Source organism: Xanthomonas sp. LMG 8993, from assembly GCF_009835065.2.
Classification (GTDB): domain Bacteria; phylum Pseudomonadota; class Gammaproteobacteria; order Xanthomonadales; family Xanthomonadaceae; genus Xanthomonas; species Xanthomonas arboricola.
Genome location: NZ_QVIF02000004.1, coordinates 70159 through 88485, shown reverse-complemented (window position 1 = coordinate 88485; position 18327 = coordinate 70159). Strand labels below are relative to the sequence as shown.

Genomic DNA, 18327 nt, shown 5'->3' with positions numbered 1-18327 from the left:
GACACCTTCACCAAGAAGTTTCAAATGATATGAGTTGCGATGTTAAGGACCACGCAGCAAAAAGCTGTCCTGCACCGCAGCACACAATGATGCTGGCTTGCACAAAAAAAAGGGCGCGGACCAGGCCGCGCCCTTTGTCGCAGTACAGAACTGCGACGTGTTGCACTGCGATCAGCGGCGGCCGGTACCTCCACCGATCGGGGTAACGATCAGCGCCGCGTTGTCGGCCGGGTTGGCATCGGGCGAGGTCGAGCTGGCGCTGGCCTGCACCCGCACCGCGCGTTCGGCCGGGATCGGCTTTGCCGCGACGGTCAGCTGGAACACGGCCTGCGCGCCCGGCTGCACTGCGGCGGCAGTGCTGCAGACAAACACTGCGTTGCGCAACGACGGCAGTTGCTTGGTGCAACGCCAGCCGCTGGGCGGCACCAGCAGCGACAAGGCCGATACCGTGTTGCCTTCGATCCGCACGCTGGCACCGGTGGCCGCTGCGTTGCCGCGGTTGTCCAGCAATACCCGGTAGGTGGCGTTGAAGGCGGTGGTGGGCAGCGTGGCAGGGCCTTCCAGGCGCACTGCCAGATCGCTGCGCAGCGCTGGCTGCACACTGACTGCGGCGGTGTCGGTGTTGTTGTCCGGCTGCGGGTCGGGCGTTTGCGAGGCGACCGAGGCGGCCAGGGTCAGCGTGCGTCCTGCCAGTTCCGCGCCAGCGTCGACCTGCACGGCAAAGCGCTGTGCGTTACCGGCTGCCAGCGAGGCGATGGTGCAGGTGACCACCGTCTGGGTCGCGGTTTCCGGCGCCTTGCAGCTCCAGCCCGGTGCCGCGGTGACCCGCGGGCTGACCGCGGTATCGAAGGCCAGTGCCACCGCGGCAAACGCCGCGCTGTCGGGCCCACGGTTGTCCACATCCACACTGAAGTCGATGCGCTCGCCTTCGGTGACCTGTGCGCGTGCCGCAGTGACCGTTGCGCCCAGGTCGGCACGCAACGCGGGCGCCATGCGCAACAGCACCACGGTGGGGTCGTGATCGGACAGGCGCGTGGGCGTATTGGCATCGTTGCGCGCAGTGCCGGGGAAGTCGGCATTGATGCGTGCGTGGCCCACCGACAGCGAGGCGATGCCGGGTGCGCGCATCAGCGCCTCGTTGGCCAGGATGTGATCCAGCGACTGCACGTTGCCGTCGAAGGCGTACGAGTAGCTCTGGTCGGGCGTGTTGAACCAGGTCAGATCGGTGTAGTCCGGGTTGACCAGGTCCGCGCCATCGCCATTCACCACGGTCTGCGCATCCGGCGCCGGCCGGCCGGTGACGGCGCCCATCGCATCCACATAGCCGTCGTTGAACTCGAAGGCGTTGAAGTCGCCCATCACCAGCACCTGCTCGGCCGGGTCGAGCTGCTGGCGCGTCTGCAGCAGGCGCGCCAGGTACTCGGCCTGGGCCTGGCGTTTGGCGCGGATGCGGGTGCCTGCGGCATCGTCGGTCTCGGCGCCGTTGAGCGAGCGTTGATGCACCACGATGGCGGTCAGCGGCAGCACGCGGCCATCGGCCTGATGCACCCTGGCGGTAAGCACCAGCGGCGGGCGATCGTTGAGCAGGCTCACGCCACCGCCCGGTTCGGTCCAGGTGGTGGTCTTGCCTTCCTGGGCGATGGACACCACTTCCACGCGCGGCATGCCGGCCGACACTGTACCGGTCTTGACCAGGAAGCCGACGTCGATGCCGCCGACGTCGTTGCCTTCCTGCAGGTAGGCCACGTACTGCGGGTTGGGCTGGCCGGAGGCGATGGCATCGGCGTTGATGCGCGCAGCCAGGGTCTGCAGCACGCTGATGTTTTCCACCTCCACGGTGCCCAGGATGTCGGGCGTGTGCAGGTAGTTGCGGATCGCCAGCGAGGCCTTGTTGAGGCGGGCCTGGAACGCGGCCGGAGTGAGCACCGGTTCGCCGATCGCCGGGTCGTTCTGGTCGTCGAAGAAGCGCTCCATGTTGTAGGTCGCCACGGCCACGTCGTCGGCCTGCGGTACCGGTGCGGGGCGCGGTTGGTCGGCACCGTTGCAGTTCACCTGCGGGGTGCGTTCCGGATACAGCGTGTAGCGGCGGAAGCTGTAATCCAGCGGGCCGGTGACATCCAGCACGACGCAGCCGGAGGCCAGATCCAGCCGTTCGGCGCCCACGCCGGCACTGCCGACGGCGATCACTTCCGGGTTGGTGTTCCAGCGCGGCACGCCGGCAGGCGAGCCAGCCGGCAGCGGGTCGGGCAACTGCACGCCGGGCTCGCGAAAGGCGCGCGGCAGGCCGGTGACCACCGCATGGAACACGCCATTGCTGGTGGCGCTGGCGTTGGTCTCGTTGACGCTGCCGCCGGTGGGGGCATTGACGGTGAGGCTGGCGGCGGTGACACGCATGCCTTCCAGCGCTTCGAGCTGATCAAAGGCGCCATTCGGGTTAGGGAAGTTCGCGCTCAACGCCACCGGCATCGGCAACGGGTTGCCGGTGGAATCCAGCAGCACGGTCAGGCTGCCGCCGATCTCGGTCAACGGCGGCTGGGTCGGGTCGGCGGTGGGCACGTACTCGAGCACCGTGCCCTGCACGCGCACCCGGTTGCCGATGGCAGCGGCATCCGGCGGTGCGCTGCCGGTGTAGACGTAGACGCCTTCGGAGGTGGCCGGATCGCCATCGGTTTCGGCATCCGGTGCCTGCAGGAAGAAGCCGGCGCTGCGACGGGCAGTGACGATGCCCGAGGTGGCGACCACCTGGCCTTCCAGCGGCGAGCGTGCGCCCTTGCCCTGGATGGCGTGGATCGGCAGCAGGCTGAAGTCGTCGTTGAGGATGGTGCCGGTGGCACTCAGCGTGGCCGGCAACGCGCCGGTGAGGCCGCTGATCTGCAGCGCGAAGGTCTCGTCGGGCTCGGGCGTGGTGTCGCCCAGCACCTCCACGGTGATGCTGGCGCTGCGCTCGCCGGCGGCGATGCGGACGCTGGAGGCGGGCAGGGCGACATAGTCGCTGCCGGCCGTGGCCGTGCCATCGGCGGTGGCGGCGGTGAAGCTCACCCCGCCTGCGCCGGCCGGCTGGCTCAGGCTCAGCGTGAACACGAAACTGCGGCTGCCGCTGTTGCCTTCGGCCTGGCTGACGTCGGCCAGCGTGGCGATCGGCTGGCCGCCGCCGCTGCACAGCCGTGCGGGGCTGGCGGCGTTGCGCGGCGCCGGCGCGCCGGTGGCGAAATCGGCCGCGTTGTTGTCGGTGTCGGTGCAGCCATCGCCGCCGCGCAGCACTGCCAGCGTATTGCTGGGCGCCGGCGTGGGCGCATTGCCTTCGGCGCAGCTGGCGGTGCTGCCATAGCCGACCAGGTCGGCATTGCCGGTGGGGCAGGCGCCGCTCAACGCGGAGGCGCTGTTGCTCAGCGCCACCTTGCCGGCGCCGCCGCCCATGGCGATGGTGCCGGTGGCATCGGGCGTGGGCAGCGCGACGCTGCCGCCGCTGCCATCGGCCTGCTTGACCAGGTAATAGCCGCCGGCCGGAACGCTGCCTGCCAACGGCGTGACCTGCCAGCTGCTGCCGGCGGCCGAGGCGTATTGCACCGACCAGCCGTCCAGGCTGACCGTGGTGCTGCCGATGTTGTGCAGCTCGACGAAATCGCTGCGGAAGGTGGCACCGCTGTTGCCGCCACCGCCGTAGACCTGGCTGATGACGACCTGGGCATTGGCGTGGCCGGCAACCGCCAGCGCACAGAGAAGTAAGGCTGCACGACGCTGCAACACATGCATGAGATGAGAGTCCCCTGATCCATGAGACGTGAAGCGCTCCCCTGGTCCGGCCACGTCCCTGGCCGGCAGCGCCGTTCGATTCTGCATGAATTTGCAGACCTTGGTTGACGATACGGTGACACCGGCGCAGCCGCCGCAGCATTTTTCAGGTGTGAAGTAATGGTCGCGTACGTCACGGCAGCCAGGCTGCCAAGCAGGCAGGCCAGCCAGACAAACCGGACGCTGCTACGGCAGCGCGCTGCCGCGACATGCATCAAGGCCGCGCGCTGCAACTCCTGCCTCCCGATTCCCGATTCCCGAATCCCGATTCCCCCCAATCCCCAATCCCCAATCCCCAATCCCCAATCCCCAATCCCCAATCCCCAATCCCCGCCACTGAGCTACCCTGACCGGCCCGATCCACCTGCACCGCCATGCCCGTCGACAAGAATCTGCGTGACCTGGAACCCGGCATCCACACCGATCTGGAGGGGCGGCTGACCTACGGCGGCTATCTGCGGCTGGACCAGTTGCTGTCGGCGCAGCAGCCCCTGTCCGAACCGGCGCACCACGACGAGATGCTGTTCATCATCCAGCACCAGACCTCCGAGCTGTGGCTGAAGCTGCTGGCGCACGAGCTGCGCGCGGCGATGGTGCACCTGCAGAACGACCAGGTCTGGCAGTGCCGCAAGGTGCTGGCGCGCAGCAAGCAGGTGCTGCGCCAGCTCACCGAACAGTGGTCGGTGCTGGAAACGCTGACGCCGAGCGAGTACATGGGATTCCGCGACGTGCTGGGCCCCTCGTCCGGCTTCCAGTCGCTGCAATACCGCTATATCGAGTTCCTGCTCGGCAACAAGAACCCGCAGATGCTGCAGGTGTTCGCGTACGACCCGCAGGGGCAGGCGCGGCTGCGCGAGGTGCTGGAAGCGCCCAGCCTGTACGAGGAGTTCCTGCGCTACCTGGCGCGCTTCGGCCATGCGATTCCGCCGCAATACCAGGCCCGCGACTGGACCTGCGCGCATGTGGCCGACGACAGCCTGCGCCCGGTGTTCGAGCGCATCTACGAAAACACCGACCGCTACTGGCGCGAGTACTCGCTGTGCGAGGACCTGGTCGATGTGGAAACCCAGTTCCAGCTCTGGCGCTTCCGCCATATGCGCACGGTGATGCGGGTGATCGGCTTCAAGCGCGGCACCGGCGGGTCCAGCGGCGTGGGCTTTCTGCAGCAGGCGCTGGCGCTGACGTTCTTCCCGGAGCTGTTCGACGTGCGCACCTCGGTGGGCGTGGAAGGTCGTGAGCCGGTGGGTGGTGGCCGCGGTGAGCCTGAAAAGGGCTGAGCGGGTCGCTACGGGCGTCATCCCCGCAGAGCGGCCGCGATCAGGCCGGCGAGTCCTGCGAATTTGACGCGTACATGACGTCTAAGTGATCCTCGCGCGTCTCCCGGGGTACGCTCCGGGCACCCAGCCATTACTGAATACGCAAGGGACATTCCATGAGCGTTGACGCTACCGCGCCGACTTCCGCCGCCACTCCGCCGCCGCCGGCACCGCCCGAGTTCCCCACGCTGCTCGGTCATCCCCGGCCGCTGTGGATGCTGTTCATGACCGAATTCTGGGAACGCTTCGCGTTCTACGGCATTCGTTGGGCGCTGGTGCTGTACATCGTGGCGCAGTTCTTCAACGGCGATGCCACCGGCCAGGCGCCGGCCGGACGCACCTATGGCGCCTATCTGGCGCTGGTGTATGCGGCAGCGATCTTCGGCGGCTACGTGGCCGACCGCGTGCTCGGCTACCAACGCTCGATCCTGGTCGGTGCGGCCGTGATGGCCACCGGCCTGTTCCTGATCGCCATTCCCGACCACACCATGTTCGAGATCGGCCTGGCCACCGTGGTGGTGGGCAACGGGCTGTTCAAACCGAACATCTCCACCATGGTCGGCAAGCTGTACTCGGTGGCCGATCCGCGCCGCGACAGCGGCTTCACCATCTTCTACATGGGCATCAACCTCGGCGCGATGATCTCGCCGGTGCTGACCCAGCTGCTGGCCGAAAAGGTGTTCGGCACCGACGCCATGCCGTCCTACAAGATGGTGTTCATGGCCTCCGGCGTGGGCATGCTGATCAGCCTGGTGTGGTTCTGGATCGGCCGCGCGCAGCTCAAGGGCATCGGTGCACCGGCGCCGAACGCGCAGGGCATTGGCCGCGTGCTGATGGTGCTGGTCGGCTGCGTGCTGGCGATCCCGGTGGTGTACTTCCTGCTCGCCGTCGGTGCGGACGTGCTGCAGATCGTGCTGACCGTGTTGTTCGTCGGCCTGTCGGTGATGCTGCTGGTCGAAGGCATCCGCGAAGGCAAGGTGCAGCGCGACAAGGTGATCGCAATGCTGATCATCTTCGCCTTCAACGTGCTGTTCTGGATGTTCTTCGAACAGGCCGGCAGCTCGTTCACCTTCCTGGCCGACAACATCGTCGACCGCAGTTTCGGCGACTGGACCTTCCCGACCGCCTGGTTCCAGTCGGTGAACTCGATTGCGATCATCACGCTGGCGCCGGTCATCGCCTGGATCTGGGTCAAGGCCGGCCGCTTCAACCCGTCGATTCCGCGCAAGTTCGGCCTGGGCCTGCTGTTCAACGGCCTGGCGTTCCTGCTGCTGATGTTTGCACTGTCGAGCCTGGTCAACGATGCTGGCAAGGTGCCGTTCTGGACCTTGTTCATGGTGTACGTGATCCAGTCGGTGGGCGAGCTGTGCCTGTCGCCGATCGGCCTGTCGATGGTGACCAAGCTGGCGCCAGTGCGCCTGGTCGGTTTCGGAATGGGCGGCTGGTTCCTGTCCACCGGCATCGGCAACAACCTGTCGGGCATTTTTGCCGGGCATGTCAGCGGAAGCGAAGGGATGAGCGTGTCTTCGGCCCTGAGCGGGTATACCTTCGGATTTTGGGCGCTCTTGGGCGCTGGCGCGGTGTTGTTCCTGATCGCGCCGTTGATCAACAAACTGATGCATGGTGTGAAGTGAGGAGAACAGCGATGCCGATCAAACCCACTGTCTGTGGCCTGCTGCTGGCAGGTCTGTTGAGCGCCTGCGGGCAGCCCACCGAGCAACAGGAGGCGCCACGGCCGCTGGATACCTCGATGCAGAAGCCGCCCAGCGCCGATCCCAGCCAGCCGGTGTCCTCGGGCAATACGCCCACCGCGGCGGACATCGCCGCGGCGGCGGCGCTCAATGCGCAGTACGACCCCTCGCGCGATCCGGCCGCCGATCTGGAGACCGCCAAGGTCGAGGCCAAGCGCGGCGGCAAGCGCATCGTGCTCAATGTCGGCAATGCGGCCTGCGAGCCGTGCAAGGCGCTGGACGAACTGATGGGCGGCGATGCGGAGCTGCGCAGCTTCCGCGACGCGCACTTCGTGGTGGTCAAGGTCAATCGCGATGCGGCCAACGAGAATGCCGCGTTCCTGTCGCAGTTCGCCCAGCTCAACGACTATCCGTCGCTGCTGGTGCTGGACAACGACGGCAAGCTGCTGACCACCCAGACCGGCCCGGACCTGCGCAAGGGCGAGCGCTTCGACCGCAGGAAGCTGTTCGACTTCCTCAAGCAGTGGGCGCCGCCGCAGGCCTGATCCGTCGTTGCCGTGGCATGCAAAAACCCCCGCACTGCGGGGGTTTTTTTATCAGTCCTTGCCGGCCATGCGCGGCAGCCCGTCCTTGGCCAGCCGGTCGATCAGCTTTTCCAGGACCTGCTGCTCCTCGGCACTGAACACCGACATCAGCCGCTGTTCCATCTCGTTGACCAGCGGGGCGACGGTCTCGTAGACCTGGCGGCCGGCCGGCGACAGTGCCAGCATCGAGCGGCGGCGGTCGTCGCCATGGGTTTCGCGGCGGATGAAGCCGCGCTCCAGCAGGCGCGCAACGGCGCGGCTGACTGCAACTTTATCCATCGCGGTGCGGTCGGAGACCTCGCTGGCCGAGGAACCCGGATACAGCGCCAGGATGGTGATCACCCGCCACTCGGGGATGGCCATGCCGTAACGATCGCCGTAGACCTTGGCGATGTTGCTGCTGATACGGTTGGACAGCACGCTCAGGCGATACGGCAGGAACTGCTCGAGGTTGAGCAGCACAGGATGCGGCGGCGGGGTGGGGGCGTCGAGATCGCTCATGTTGCACTGTGTCTTGATTTTGGTTTCATTTGCAACTACAAACCTTGGGTGGCCTGCGCATTCTCGCGGGTCTTCTGCCACCCCGCATAGCCCTGCGGACGGCCTAGCGTGGAGAAACGACGATGAGCGCACAACCGAGCAGTACCGCAACCCGCCCGAACCTGGGCATGCAGGTCACCACCTTCGACAATCCGATGGGGATCGACGGGTTCGAATTCGTCGAATTCGCCGCGCCGGCCGACCAGGCGGCGCAGCTGCACGACTATTTCCGCAAGATGGGCTTCAGCGCGGTGCTGCGCCACCGAAGCCGTGCCATTACCGTCTATCGCCAGGGCGGGGTCAACTTCCTGCTCAACGAAGAGCCCGATTCGTTTGCCGCCGATTTCGCCGCCGCGCACGGCCCGAGCGCCTGCGGCTTTGCGATCCGCTTCCGCACCCCGGCCGAGACCGTGTTGCAGACCGTGCTGGGCAACGGCGGCGAAGCGGTGCAGGACAAGGCCGACACCCGCGCCGTGCCGGCCCCGGTGGTCAAGGGCATTGGCGACTGCATGCTGTATCTGGTCGACCGCTACGGCGATGCGGGCAGCATCTACGACGCCGACTACGAGCCGATCGAAGGCGCCGACCAGCACCCGGCCGGCTTCGGGCTGACCTTCATCGACCACCTGACCCACAACCTGTACTTCGGCAACATGCAGCGCTGGTCGGACTATTACGAGCGCCTGTTCAACTTCCGCGAGATCCGCTACTTCGACATCAAGGGCGCCAAGACCGGCCTGGTGTCCAAGGCGATGACCGCCCCGGACGGCATCGTGCGCATTCCGCTCAACGAATCCTCCGACCCCAAGAGCCAGATCAACGAGTATCTGGACGCCTACCACGGCGAAGGCATCCAGCACATCGCCTGCTTCACCGACGACATCTACAGCTCGGTGGAAAAGATGCGCGAGGCCGGCGTGACATTCCTGGACACGCCCGACACCTATTTCGACGTGGTGGACCTGCGCATCCCCGATCACGGCGAGGATGTCGAACGCCTGCGCCGCAACAAGATCCTGATCGATGCCGACGTGGACACCAAGCAGCGCAAGCTGCTGCAGATCTTTACCCAGAACTGCATCGGCCCGATCTTCTTCGAGATCATCCAGCGCAAGGGCAACGAGGGCTTCGGCGAAGGCAATTTCCAGGCGCTGTTCGAGAGCATCGAGCGCGACCAGATGAAGCGTGGGGTGCTTTGAGGGCGGGGATTGGGGATTCGCTGTTCGGGATTCGGGATTTGCGGTTGGTGCGGTTAACTGGGTCGGTGCGGGTTTGAGTGGTGCAAAGTGTTGCGATGTCAGCCTGGCTGCCCGTCACGTCGGATGTGGCTCCGGTACGGATCCAACGAAGCGGGCGGCAAGTGGTCGCAATCAAGCGCGCTCAGGCAAGGTGTTTTCCGACAACACAAAGCAACGAAGACGCACGTCGTTAAGGCCCCTCTCCCCGCGAGGAGAGGGGCTTAATCCGCCAGGCTTAGCTCTTCTACGGTAGGAAAGCGGCCTGATTCAACTCAATCCCAACCTTCTGCATCCGGGAAGGGAGGGCCAAGATCCGGACGCATGCCATGCATAACAACCAGCACTACATGACCGGTTTCGGCAACGCGTTTGCGACCGAGGCGGTGGCCGGTACCTTGCCGGTGGGGCAGAACTCGCCGCAGCGTGTGGCGCACGGGTTGTATGCCGAACAGTTGTCCGGCACCGCGTTCACCGCGCCACGCAGCGAGAACCGGCGCAGCTGGCTGTACCGCATCCGCCCGGCGGCCGTGCATGGCAGTTTTTCCCTGGTCGAACAGTCGCAGCTCCACAACGATTTCGGGCGCGGCCCGGTGCCGCCGGATCAACTGCGCTGGAGCCCATTGCCGCTGCCGTCCACGCCAACCGATTTCGTCGACGGTCTGTACACCATGGCCGGCAACGGCGGGCCGGAGGCGATGTCCGGTGTCGCCGTGCATCTGTATGCGGCCAACGCATCGATGCACGATCGCTTCTTTTACGATGCCGATGGCGAGCTGTTGCTGGTGCCGCAACTGGGCCGCCTGCGCATCCATAGCGAGCTCGGTGTGCTGGAGCTGGAGCCGCAGCAGATCGGGGTGATACCGCGCGGTGTGCGCTTCCGTGTCGAGCTGCCCGATGGCGAGGCGCGCGGCTATGTCTGCGAAAACTTCGGCGCAGTGCTGCGGCTGCCAGACCTGGGGCCGATCGGCTCCAACGGGCTGGCCAATGCGCGCGACTTCGAAACGCCGCATGCGGCCTATGAACAGCGCGAAGGTGCGTTCGAGCTGGTGGCCAAATTCCAGGGCCATCTGTGGCGTGCGGACATCGGCCACTCGCCGCTGGACGTGGTGGCCTGGCATGGCAACTACGCGCCGTATCGCTACGATCTGCGCCGCTTCAACACCATCGGCTCGATCAGCTTCGATCATCCGGATCCGAGCATCTTCACCGTGCTGACCTCGCCCAGCGACACGCATGGCACGGCGAACATGGATTTTGCGATCTTCCCGCCGCGCTGGTTGGTGGCGCAGCACACCTTCCGCCCGCCGTGGTTCCATCGCAACGTGGCCAGCGAGTTCATGGGGCTGGTGCACGGCGTCTACGACGCCAAGGCCGACGGCTTCGCGCCGGGCGGTGCCTCGCTGCACAACTGCATGAGCGGGCATGGCCCGGATGCGGCGACCTTCGACAAGGCCTCGCATGCGGACCTGACGCGCCCGGATGTGATCGCCGACACCATGGCCTTCATGTTCGAAACGCGTGCGGTGCTGCGCCCCACCCAGCAGGCCTTGCAGGCCGCGCACCGGCAGGGCGACTATCAGCAGTGCTGGTCCGGATTGCGCGCGGCGTTTCAGGCGCCCAGCTCAGAGGGTGCGCAGTAACTCAGGCAGTTGGGCGAATGTGCTGATCAGGCGCTACGGCAGCCAGGGGGGGCGCAGGTGCCGGATCGAGGGTTCCAGTTGTCCGCTCAAGCCGCCTGCAGCGCATCCGGCAACAGCTCGCCAATCCGGGCACGTACGCGCTCGGCGTAGCTTGCCGAGGTGATCTGCGGCAACGCGCGCAGCGCGTCGGCAATGGCGGCGCCGATGGCGTCCTCGGCGCGTGCGGCCTGCAGCTGCCGATGCAGCGCGGCGGCCGCCGGGTCGCGTTGCAGTTGCAGGATGTCGAGCAGGTACAGCCGCGCGTTGGTGGCCGCGCGACGGCGCTGGCGCTGCAGGTCTTCTTCGCTCGGTGGTGCCGCTGGCGGCGTCACGTGGGTACCGGGCACGCCTGCCGGCGAGGAATCAGACGCCGTGTCAGTGCGTGTCGCACTCCCTGCCTGCGTGCCGAACTCCAGATAGCCCATCGCGCAGAGCGCATGTACCAGCGCGGCGCCGTCGCCGCCCAGCAGCACGGCCAGCGTTGCCAGATCGCGCTGGCCGTCGGCCAGGATCAGCGCGCGTCGCTGCAGCAAGGTGAGTGGACTGCGGTGCGATTGCAGCGCGGTAAGGGCGAGCTCGGTCTTGCGTGGGGTCATGGCGGCGGTCCTGCGAGGCACCCAGCTTGCCCGCCGCCAATGAAGCGCCGATGACATCGGCACGAGACAACGCCAGCGCGTTCTGCACATCGTCGCGATGTGGGCTGTGTACGCTGTGGCGGACCCATAAGGAATGCATGCATGACCACCAGATTGCTCGGTTTGATGGGCGCATTGCTGTTGCTGACCGGCTGCAACCGTGCCGAGGACGCCACCACGGCCGCGCCCGACGCGGCACCCGCACCGGTGGCAGCCGCCAACGACCAGCCAGCCGGGGAGGTTCCGCCGGCCACTGCGCCGGCCGGCACGTTTCCGCCGCAACTGCGCCAGCAGCCGGCTGCGCTCGCGCGCCTGGATGGGTACGGCGATCTGCGCCTGGGCATGGACGCAGCGCAGGCGCGCGCTGCCTGGGGCGGCGACCTGCGCGGCGAACCGGCGACCGACGGCGGCTGCTATCTGCTACGGCCGCAGTGGGCCGACGATGCGCGCCGCTTCGGTTTCATGTTCGAAGGCGATCGCCTTGTGCGTTATCAGACCAACGAACCCAAGGAGCTCGCCCCGGGCGGCGGCAGGGTCGGCATGACGCTGGCGCAGCTGCGCGCGCTGTATCCGGCAGGTCTGACCGAACAGCCGCACAAATACGTCCCCGGCGCGTTCACCCTGCGCATGGCCGATGCGGCCACCCGGTCCGCATTGGTGTTCGAGACCGATGCCGACGGCAAGGTCACCAGCTGGCGGGTCGGGCAGCCGCCGCAAGTGGATTATGTGGAAGGCTGCGGCTGATCCGTCACGGCCGCCACTGCGCCGCATCGGCGGCGCAAGCGGCTTCCGGCAGCGCAGCGTGCGCGCGCATAGTCGACTGGTAGCATGCGCGTAGAACAATGTGTCGAGACCATCCGGGCAGGGGGTCTCGAAGCAGCTGCGCAGCTCAGCGCGGATCCTTGTCCGGCTCGGCGTGCTGCTTGGCGGTTTCCGCGTTTTCGCCAATATCGCCTTGCGTCTGCGGCGTGGGCAGGCCTTCCTGCTTCATCTCGCCGTGGTTGGGCACTTCCGGGCGGTTTTCCATCATCAGCGACAGCGCGGCCTTGGCCATCAGATGGGCGCTGATCGGTGCGGTGATGAACAGGAACACGGTGATCAGCAACTCGCGCGGTTGCGGGTCCACACCCAGGAACAGGTGATAGCCGACCGATGCCAGCAGCACGCAGCCCACCCCCAGGGTGCTGGCCTTGGTCGGCGCATGCAGGCGCTTGAAAAAATCCGACAGCTTCACCAGGCCGAGCGCGCCGATCAGGATGAAGAAGGTGCCGACCAGCAGCAGCGCGCTGAGCAGATATTCGGTCAGCGCAATCATTCGACGATGTCCCGACGCAACACGAACTTGCTGAGCACCACGGTGCTGCCGAAGCCCAGCATCGCGATCACCAGCGCGGCCTCGAAGTAGATCGGCGAGTCCAGGTACATGCCCAGCAGCATCAGCTCGGCGATGGCGGTGATGGACAGGGTGTCCAGCGCCAGGATGCGATCGGGCACGCTCGGGCCGCGCAGCAGGCGCCACAGCGCCATCAGCATGGCCAGGCCCACCGTGTGCATGCAGATGACGATGGTCGATTCGATGAACATGTGGCCGGTCACGGAAAGATCTCCATCAGGGGCTTCTCGTAGCGGGTCTTGATCTCGGCGATCAAGGCGTCCGGGTCGTCCAGGTGCAGCACGTGTACCAGCAGATACTTGCGGTCGTCCGAAAGCGCCGCCGACACCGTGCCGGGAGTGAGCGTGATCATGCTGGTCAGCGCGGCGATGCCGTGGATGTTGGCGATATCCAGCGGCACCCAGATGAAACCGGGGTGGATGCGCGACTCCGGGCCGAGCACCTGGCCGGCCACCTTGATGTTGGAGCGCACGATATCGCCGGCGGCCACCAGCAACATGCGCGGCACCGAACGCAGCGAGCCGATGCGGGCGAACTCGCGGTCCAGGCGCGCCGCAAAGATCGGCACCACCCAGCCGAGCAACAAGCCCAGCACCCATTGCTGCGGCCCGAAGCTGTCGCTGAGCAACAGCCAGAAAATGAAGACCGTCACGCTCAGCGACGGCGAGGGCAGCAGCCGGCTGCGCAGCGGCAGGCGCGTGCTCATGGCTGCCTCCGTTGCGGCGTGGTGGCGCGGACCTGCTCGACGTAGGCGCCGGGGTCGCGCAGCTGCACGCCAGCCGCGTCGGTGTAGCGCATCAACGGGCCGGCACCGGCCGTCATCGCCACCACCCCGCCCAGCAATAGCAGCGTGGCGGCGGTTTCCACAGGGCGCATGCGTGCACGCCGTTGCGGCTGCAGCTCGGGAACGTCCTGCACCGCTTCGGGCACGCGCCAGAACAGGCGCACGCCGGCACGCGTCAGGCCGATCACCACCAGCAGGCTGCTGCCCAGGATGGCGAACCACACTGGCCCGACCAGGCCCTCGGGCACGTGCTGCAGCAACGCGGCCTTGGCCAGGAAGCCGGACAACGGCGGCAGCCCGGCGACCGCCACCGCGGCGACCATGAACATCGCGCCGGGGATCCCGCGCCGCGGCAGCGGCGCGACCACTTCCTTGCGGTCGCTGGCGCTGCCACGGCGACGCCGGATCAGGTCCGACACCATGAACAACGCCGCGGCCACGAAGCTGCTATGCGGCAGGTAGTACAGGCCTGCACCCAACGCGCCGGCATCGTCCAGCGAGAAGGCGATGAACAATGTCGCCGCCGAGAACACCACCAGATACGACACCATCACCCGTAGCCGCGATGCGGCCATCACCCCGAAGGCGGCCATCAGCAGCGTGGCGATGCCCAGCCACAGCAATGCGTGGCGGCCGAAGCCCTGCAGCGCGCCGGCACTGGTGCCGAACCACAGCGCCGACACCCGCAGGGTCGCGTACAGCCCGACCTTGGTCATGATCGCAAACAACGCCGCCACCGCCGCCGGCGCGCGCGAATAGGTCTCCGGCAGCCACAGGTACAGCGGCAGCAACGCGGCCTTGCTGCAGAACACCAGCAGCAACAGGCCCAGGCTGGCCTTGGCCAGCGGCAGGTCCTGCGCCGGCAACGCGGCGATGCGTTGCGACAGCTCGGCCATGTTCAAGGTGCCGAACACGCCGAACAACAGGCCCAGCGCGATCAGGAACAGGGTCGACGCGCACACGTTGAACACCACGTAATGCAGGCCCACACGCATCTGCAGCCCGCGCCCGCCGCTGAGCAGCAGACCGTAGGAGGCGATCAGCATCACTTCGAAGAACACGAACAGGTTGAAGATGTCGCCGGTCAGGAACGCACCGTTCAAGCCCATCAGCTGGAACTGGAACAGTGCATGGAAATGCGGCGCGCGCCGGTCCCAGCCGGCGCAGGCATGCAGCAGGCAGGCCGCGCCCAGGATCAGGGTGGTCAACAGCATCCACGCCGACAGGCGGTCGCCCATCAGCACGATGCCGATGCGCGCCGGCCAGTCGCCGAGCAGGTACACCAGCACCTGGCCTTCGGCGGCGCGCGCGAACAAGGCGATGACCGCTGCGGCCAGCAAGGCCATGCTCGCCCATGCCACCGTGCGCTGCACGCGCGGCCCATAGCGTCGGTGTTCGACGAACAGCGACGCCGACGCGCCCAGCATCGGGATCAGGATCGGCAGGATCAGCAGATGGTTCATCGCCGGGCCTCGCGCGTATCCACGCCGGTGGTGGCGTCTTCATGCGCATCCACATGATCGCTGCCGTTGTCGCTGCGGCTGCGGATCGCCAGCACCAGGCTCACCGCGGTCATCGCGAAGGCGATCACGATCGCGGTCAGCACCAGCGCCTGCGGCAACGGGTCGGTGTAGTGCATCAGGTCGGCCGGCACGCCCTCGCGCAGCACCGGCGCCTGGCCGCTGCGCAGCCGCCCACCGGCGAAGATCAGCAGGTTGGTCGCGTACGACAGGAAGGTCATCCCCAGGATCACGTCGAAGCTGCGTGCGCGCAGCAACAGGTAGATCGCCAATGCGGTGAGAACGCCGATCGCGCTTGCCACTGCCAGTTCCATCAATGCTGCTCCGCGGTGCGTGTCGAACGTTGGGTGGGGTCGATCTCGCCGCGCTGCGAGCTGCGCGTGCGCGAGGGTTTGATCGTGCCCATCATCGACAGCATCAGCATCGCCGCACCGAACACCACCAGATACACGCCGACATCGAAGCCCAGCGCGCTGGCCAGTTCCAGGTCGCCCAGCAGCGGCAACGGAATCTCCAGATGCCCGCTGCTCAGGAACGGCATGCCGAACACCAGCGCACCGGCGCCGCTGACCAGCGCGCACAGCAGGCCGATGCCGATCAGGCGGATGTAGTCGAAGCCGAAGCGCGATTCCACCGACGCGGCACCCTGGATCACGTACTGCATCAGCAACGGCACCGCCAGCACCAGCCCGGCGATGAAGCCGCCACCGGGCGCGTTATGGCCGCGCAGGAACAGGAACAAGGACACCGTCAGCGTCAGCGGGAACATGATCTGCGCCAGATCGGCCGGCACCGGCAACTTGATCGGCGGGCCGGGCATGCTGCGCTCCGGCGCCATCCGCGAGCGCCGCAGCAGCGCGTGCACTACCAGCCCGGCGATCGCGAACACGGTGATCTCGCCGAAGGTATCGAAGCCGCGGAAATCCACCAGGATCACGTTGACCACGTTGCGCCCGTAGGCTTCCGGCAGCGCACGCTGCAGCAGCTCGCCGGCAACCGTGTGGCTGGGCTGGGTCATCAAGGTATAGGCCAATGCGGCAAGCCCGGCACCACCGACGACGGCGATGCCGGCATCGCGGAGCTTGCGCAGGCGCGCGGGCTCGGGCAACGAGCGCTCGGGCAGGTAATTCATCGCCAGCAGCATCAGCACCAGCGTCACCATCTCCACCAGCAACTGGGTCAACGCAAGATCCGGTGCCGACAGGAACACGAAGGTCATGCTGACCGCCAGGCCGGTGCCACCCAGCACCAGCACCGCGAGCAGGCGCTGCTTGTACAGGAACAGGCTGCCCAGGGCGCAGGCGATCATCAGCAGCCAGATCGTCCAGCCCAGCAGCGGCAGCGGGGTGGGCGCCGGCCAGGCCGGCAATGCACCGCCCTGCAGGAACGGCACCAGCGCCACTACGACAGCGCTCAGCACCAGCAGCATCAGCATGCGTTGCAGGTTGCCGTTGGTGACCGCATCGGTCATGCGCACGGTGCCGGCGAACAGCGCGCGCAGGTTCCAGTTGAACAGCGCCTTGCCGGGTGAGCGGTTCTGGATCGCGTACATGTCCAGCGTGCGGCGCAGCGCCATGTACAACAGGGTGCCGCCCACCATGCCGGCGATGCTCATCGCCAGCGGCCAGTTCCAGCCATGCCACAGCGCCAGGCTGTAGTCGGGCAGGCGCGCGCCCAGGATGGCGCTGGCACCGGCGCGCAGCACCGGCGCGATGGTCCAGGCCGGCACGATGCCCACGGCCACGCAGATCAGCACCAGCACATCCACCGGAATCCGCATCCAGCGCGGCGGCTCGTGCGGAGTGGTGTCCAGATCGCGTGGGCCCTGGCCGAAGAAGGTGTCGTGCACGAAGCGCAGGCTGTAGGCCACGCCGAGCAGGCCGGCCAGCAGTGCGGCGATGCTGGCCAATACCCGCATCGTCTGCGGCGCATCGGTTTCCAGCGCCACGGCAAAGAACATTTCCTTGGACAAAAAGCCGTTGAGCAGCGGAACGCCGGCCATCGCCAGCGAGGCGGTGATCGCCAGCACGCTGGTGACCGGCATCAGGCGGCGCAGGTTGCCCAGCTTGCGCATGTCGCGCGTGCCGGTCTCGTGGTCGATGATGCCGGCGGCCATGAACAACGAGGCCTTGAACACCGCATGGTTGAGGATGTGGAACACGCCGGCCACCACCGCCATCGGCGTGGACAGGCCGAACAGCATGGTGATCAGGCCCAGATGCGAGATGGTCGAGTACGCCAGCACGCCCTTGAGATCGTGCTGGAAGATCGCGTGCCATGCGCCGAGCAACAGCGTGATCGCACCGATGCTGGTGACCGTGTAGAAGAACAGGTCGGTGCCGGCCAGGGCAGGATGCAGGCGCGCCAGCAGGAACACGCCGGCCTTCACCATCGTGGCCGAATGCAGGTACGCCGACACCGGTGTCGGCGCCGCCATCGCGTGCGGCAACCAGAAGTGGAACGGGAACTGCGCGCTCTTGGTGAAGATGCCCAGCAGCACCAACCCCAGTGCATACGGATACAACGGACTGGCGCGAATCAGATCGCCGGCCGCCAGCACCGCATCCAGCTGGAAACTGCCGACGATGCGGCCGATCATCAGGATGCCGCCGAGCAGGGCCAGGCCGCCACCGGCCGTCAGCACGAAGGCCATGCGCGCGCCTTCGCGCGCATCCTTGCGGTGCGACCAGAAGCCGATCAACAGGAACGAACTGATGCTGGTGAGTTCCCAGAACACCATCAGCAACAGCAGATTGCCCGACAGCACCATGCCGAGCATCGCGCCCATGAACAGCATGAGATAGGCGAAGAAACGCGATGCGCTGTCGCGTGCACTCAGGTAGTAATGCGCATACATCACCACCAGCGCACCGATGCCCAGCACCAGTAACGCGAACATCCACGCCAGGCCATCGAGCCGCAACGAGAACATCAGGCCGATCTGCGGCAACCATGCGTACTGGCTGCCGATCACCTCACCGCGCAATACGGCCGGTGTGAGCGTCGCCAGGATGACCAGCCCGCCCAACGGCGCGGCCGCAGCCAACCACGCAGTGATCGAACGGGAGGTGCGCCAGAGCAGCGCAGTGGCGGCCGCCATCACAAATGGCAGCGCAAGCAGGATTTCCAGCGAGAAAGGCATGCAGGGAACACAA

At 66.7% G+C, this 18327-nt stretch carries 15 protein-coding genes; 6 read left to right on the top strand and 9 right to left on the bottom strand.

Annotated elements, in window-relative coordinates:
- Window positions 1-171: 171 nt before the first annotated feature.
- Window positions 172-3753 carry a lamin tail domain-containing protein gene (locus DYQ94_RS09425; protein WP_126965368.1) on the bottom strand — a complete coding sequence of 1194 codons (3582 nt, stop codon included), beginning with the start codon at window positions 3751-3753 and terminating at the stop codon, window positions 172-174.
- Between the two features lie 413 nt (window positions 3754-4166).
- Between DYQ94_RS09425 and DYQ94_RS09420 the strand changes: the two genes are divergently transcribed.
- From DYQ94_RS09420 to DYQ94_RS09410, 3 genes are all read left to right on the top strand, one after another.
- The gene (locus DYQ94_RS09420; RefSeq protein ID WP_047126213.1) at window positions 4167-5069 is read left to right on the top strand and encodes a tryptophan 2,3-dioxygenase; all 903 of its coding nucleotides are present in this window, start codon (window positions 4167-4169) and stop codon (window positions 5067-5069) included.
- Window positions 5070-5224: 155 nt separating this feature from the next.
- On the top strand, window positions 5225-6742 hold the full coding sequence (locus DYQ94_RS09415) for a peptide MFS transporter (RefSeq protein ID WP_046345443.1): 1518 nt from the start codon (window positions 5225-5227) through the stop codon (window positions 6740-6742).
- 11 nt (window positions 6743-6753) lie between these two features.
- Window positions 6754-7344 (top strand): thioredoxin family protein, encoded by a 591-nt coding sequence (locus DYQ94_RS09410; protein WP_054592411.1) that lies wholly within the window; start codon window positions 6754-6756, stop codon window positions 7342-7344.
- Window positions 7345-7395: 51 nt separating this feature from the next.
- On the opposite strand, the gene DYQ94_RS09405 is transcribed toward DYQ94_RS09410, so the two are convergent.
- Window positions 7396-7884 carry a MarR family winged helix-turn-helix transcriptional regulator gene (locus DYQ94_RS09405; protein WP_016905082.1) on the bottom strand — a complete coding sequence of 163 codons (489 nt, stop codon included), beginning with the start codon at window positions 7882-7884 and terminating at the stop codon, window positions 7396-7398.
- 122 nt (window positions 7885-8006) lie between these two features.
- Here DYQ94_RS09405 and hppD point away from each other — a divergent pair, with 122 nt between their 5' ends.
- On the top strand, window positions 8007-9122 hold the full coding sequence (gene hppD / locus DYQ94_RS09400; protein WP_046345445.1) for a 4-hydroxyphenylpyruvate dioxygenase: 1116 nt from the start codon (window positions 8007-8009) through the stop codon (window positions 9120-9122).
- A 365-nt stretch (window positions 9123-9487) separates the two neighbouring features.
- Window positions 9488-10801 (top strand): homogentisate 1,2-dioxygenase, encoded by a 1314-nt coding sequence (gene hmgA / locus DYQ94_RS09395; protein WP_126965272.1) that lies wholly within the window; start codon window positions 9488-9490, stop codon window positions 10799-10801.
- Between the two features lie 86 nt (window positions 10802-10887).
- Here the strand turns inward: hmgA and DYQ94_RS09390 are convergent, their stop codons facing one another.
- A complete protein-coding gene (locus DYQ94_RS09390; RefSeq protein ID WP_126965271.1) occupies window positions 10888-11436 on the bottom strand; it encodes a hypothetical protein in 549 nt (182 codons plus the stop codon).
- Window positions 11437-11601: 165 nt separating this feature from the next.
- Between DYQ94_RS09390 and DYQ94_RS09385 the strand changes: the two genes are divergently transcribed.
- On the top strand, window positions 11602-12219 hold the full coding sequence (locus tag DYQ94_RS09385) for a lectin (RefSeq protein WP_160954869.1): 618 nt from the start codon (window positions 11602-11604) through the stop codon (window positions 12217-12219).
- 145 nt (window positions 12220-12364) lie between these two features.
- Here DYQ94_RS09385 and DYQ94_RS09380 read toward each other — a convergent pair whose 3' ends face one another.
- Genes DYQ94_RS09380 through DYQ94_RS09355 form a run of 6 tightly spaced genes read right to left on the bottom strand, consistent with a single transcriptional unit; the run spans window position 12365 to window position 18314 of the window.
- Window positions 12365-12790, bottom strand: a complete 426-nt coding sequence (locus DYQ94_RS09380; RefSeq protein WP_126965270.1) for a Na+/H+ antiporter subunit G — start codon at window positions 12788-12790, stop codon at window positions 12365-12367.
- Window positions 12787-13071 carry a K+/H+ antiporter subunit F gene (locus DYQ94_RS09375; RefSeq protein ID WP_046345450.1) on the bottom strand — a complete coding sequence of 95 codons (285 nt, stop codon included), beginning with the start codon at window positions 13069-13071 and terminating at the stop codon, window positions 12787-12789. Before DYQ94_RS09375 ends, DYQ94_RS09380 begins: the two co-directional genes overlap by 4 nt.
- Window positions 13068-13574 (bottom strand): Na+/H+ antiporter subunit E, encoded by a 507-nt coding sequence (locus DYQ94_RS09370; RefSeq protein ID WP_047127937.1) that lies wholly within the window; start codon window positions 13572-13574, stop codon window positions 13068-13070. The genes DYQ94_RS09375 and DYQ94_RS09370 overlap by 4 nt, the downstream gene beginning before the upstream one ends.
- Window positions 13571-15115 (bottom strand): monovalent cation/H+ antiporter subunit D, encoded by a 1545-nt coding sequence (locus DYQ94_RS09365; RefSeq protein ID WP_126965269.1) that lies wholly within the window; start codon window positions 15113-15115, stop codon window positions 13571-13573. The genes DYQ94_RS09370 and DYQ94_RS09365 overlap by 4 nt, the downstream gene beginning before the upstream one ends.
- Window positions 15112-15486: a Na+/H+ antiporter subunit C gene (locus DYQ94_RS09360; RefSeq protein ID WP_016901335.1), complete on the bottom strand. Its 375-nt coding sequence runs from the start codon at window positions 15484-15486 to the stop codon at window positions 15112-15114. Before DYQ94_RS09360 ends, DYQ94_RS09365 begins: the two co-directional genes overlap by 4 nt.
- A complete protein-coding gene (locus tag DYQ94_RS09355) occupies window positions 15486-18314 on the bottom strand; it encodes a monovalent cation/H+ antiporter subunit A (RefSeq protein ID WP_102250963.1) in 2829 nt (942 codons plus the stop codon). The genes DYQ94_RS09360 and DYQ94_RS09355 overlap by 1 nt, the downstream gene beginning before the upstream one ends.
- Window positions 18315-18327 lie beyond the last annotated feature (13 nt).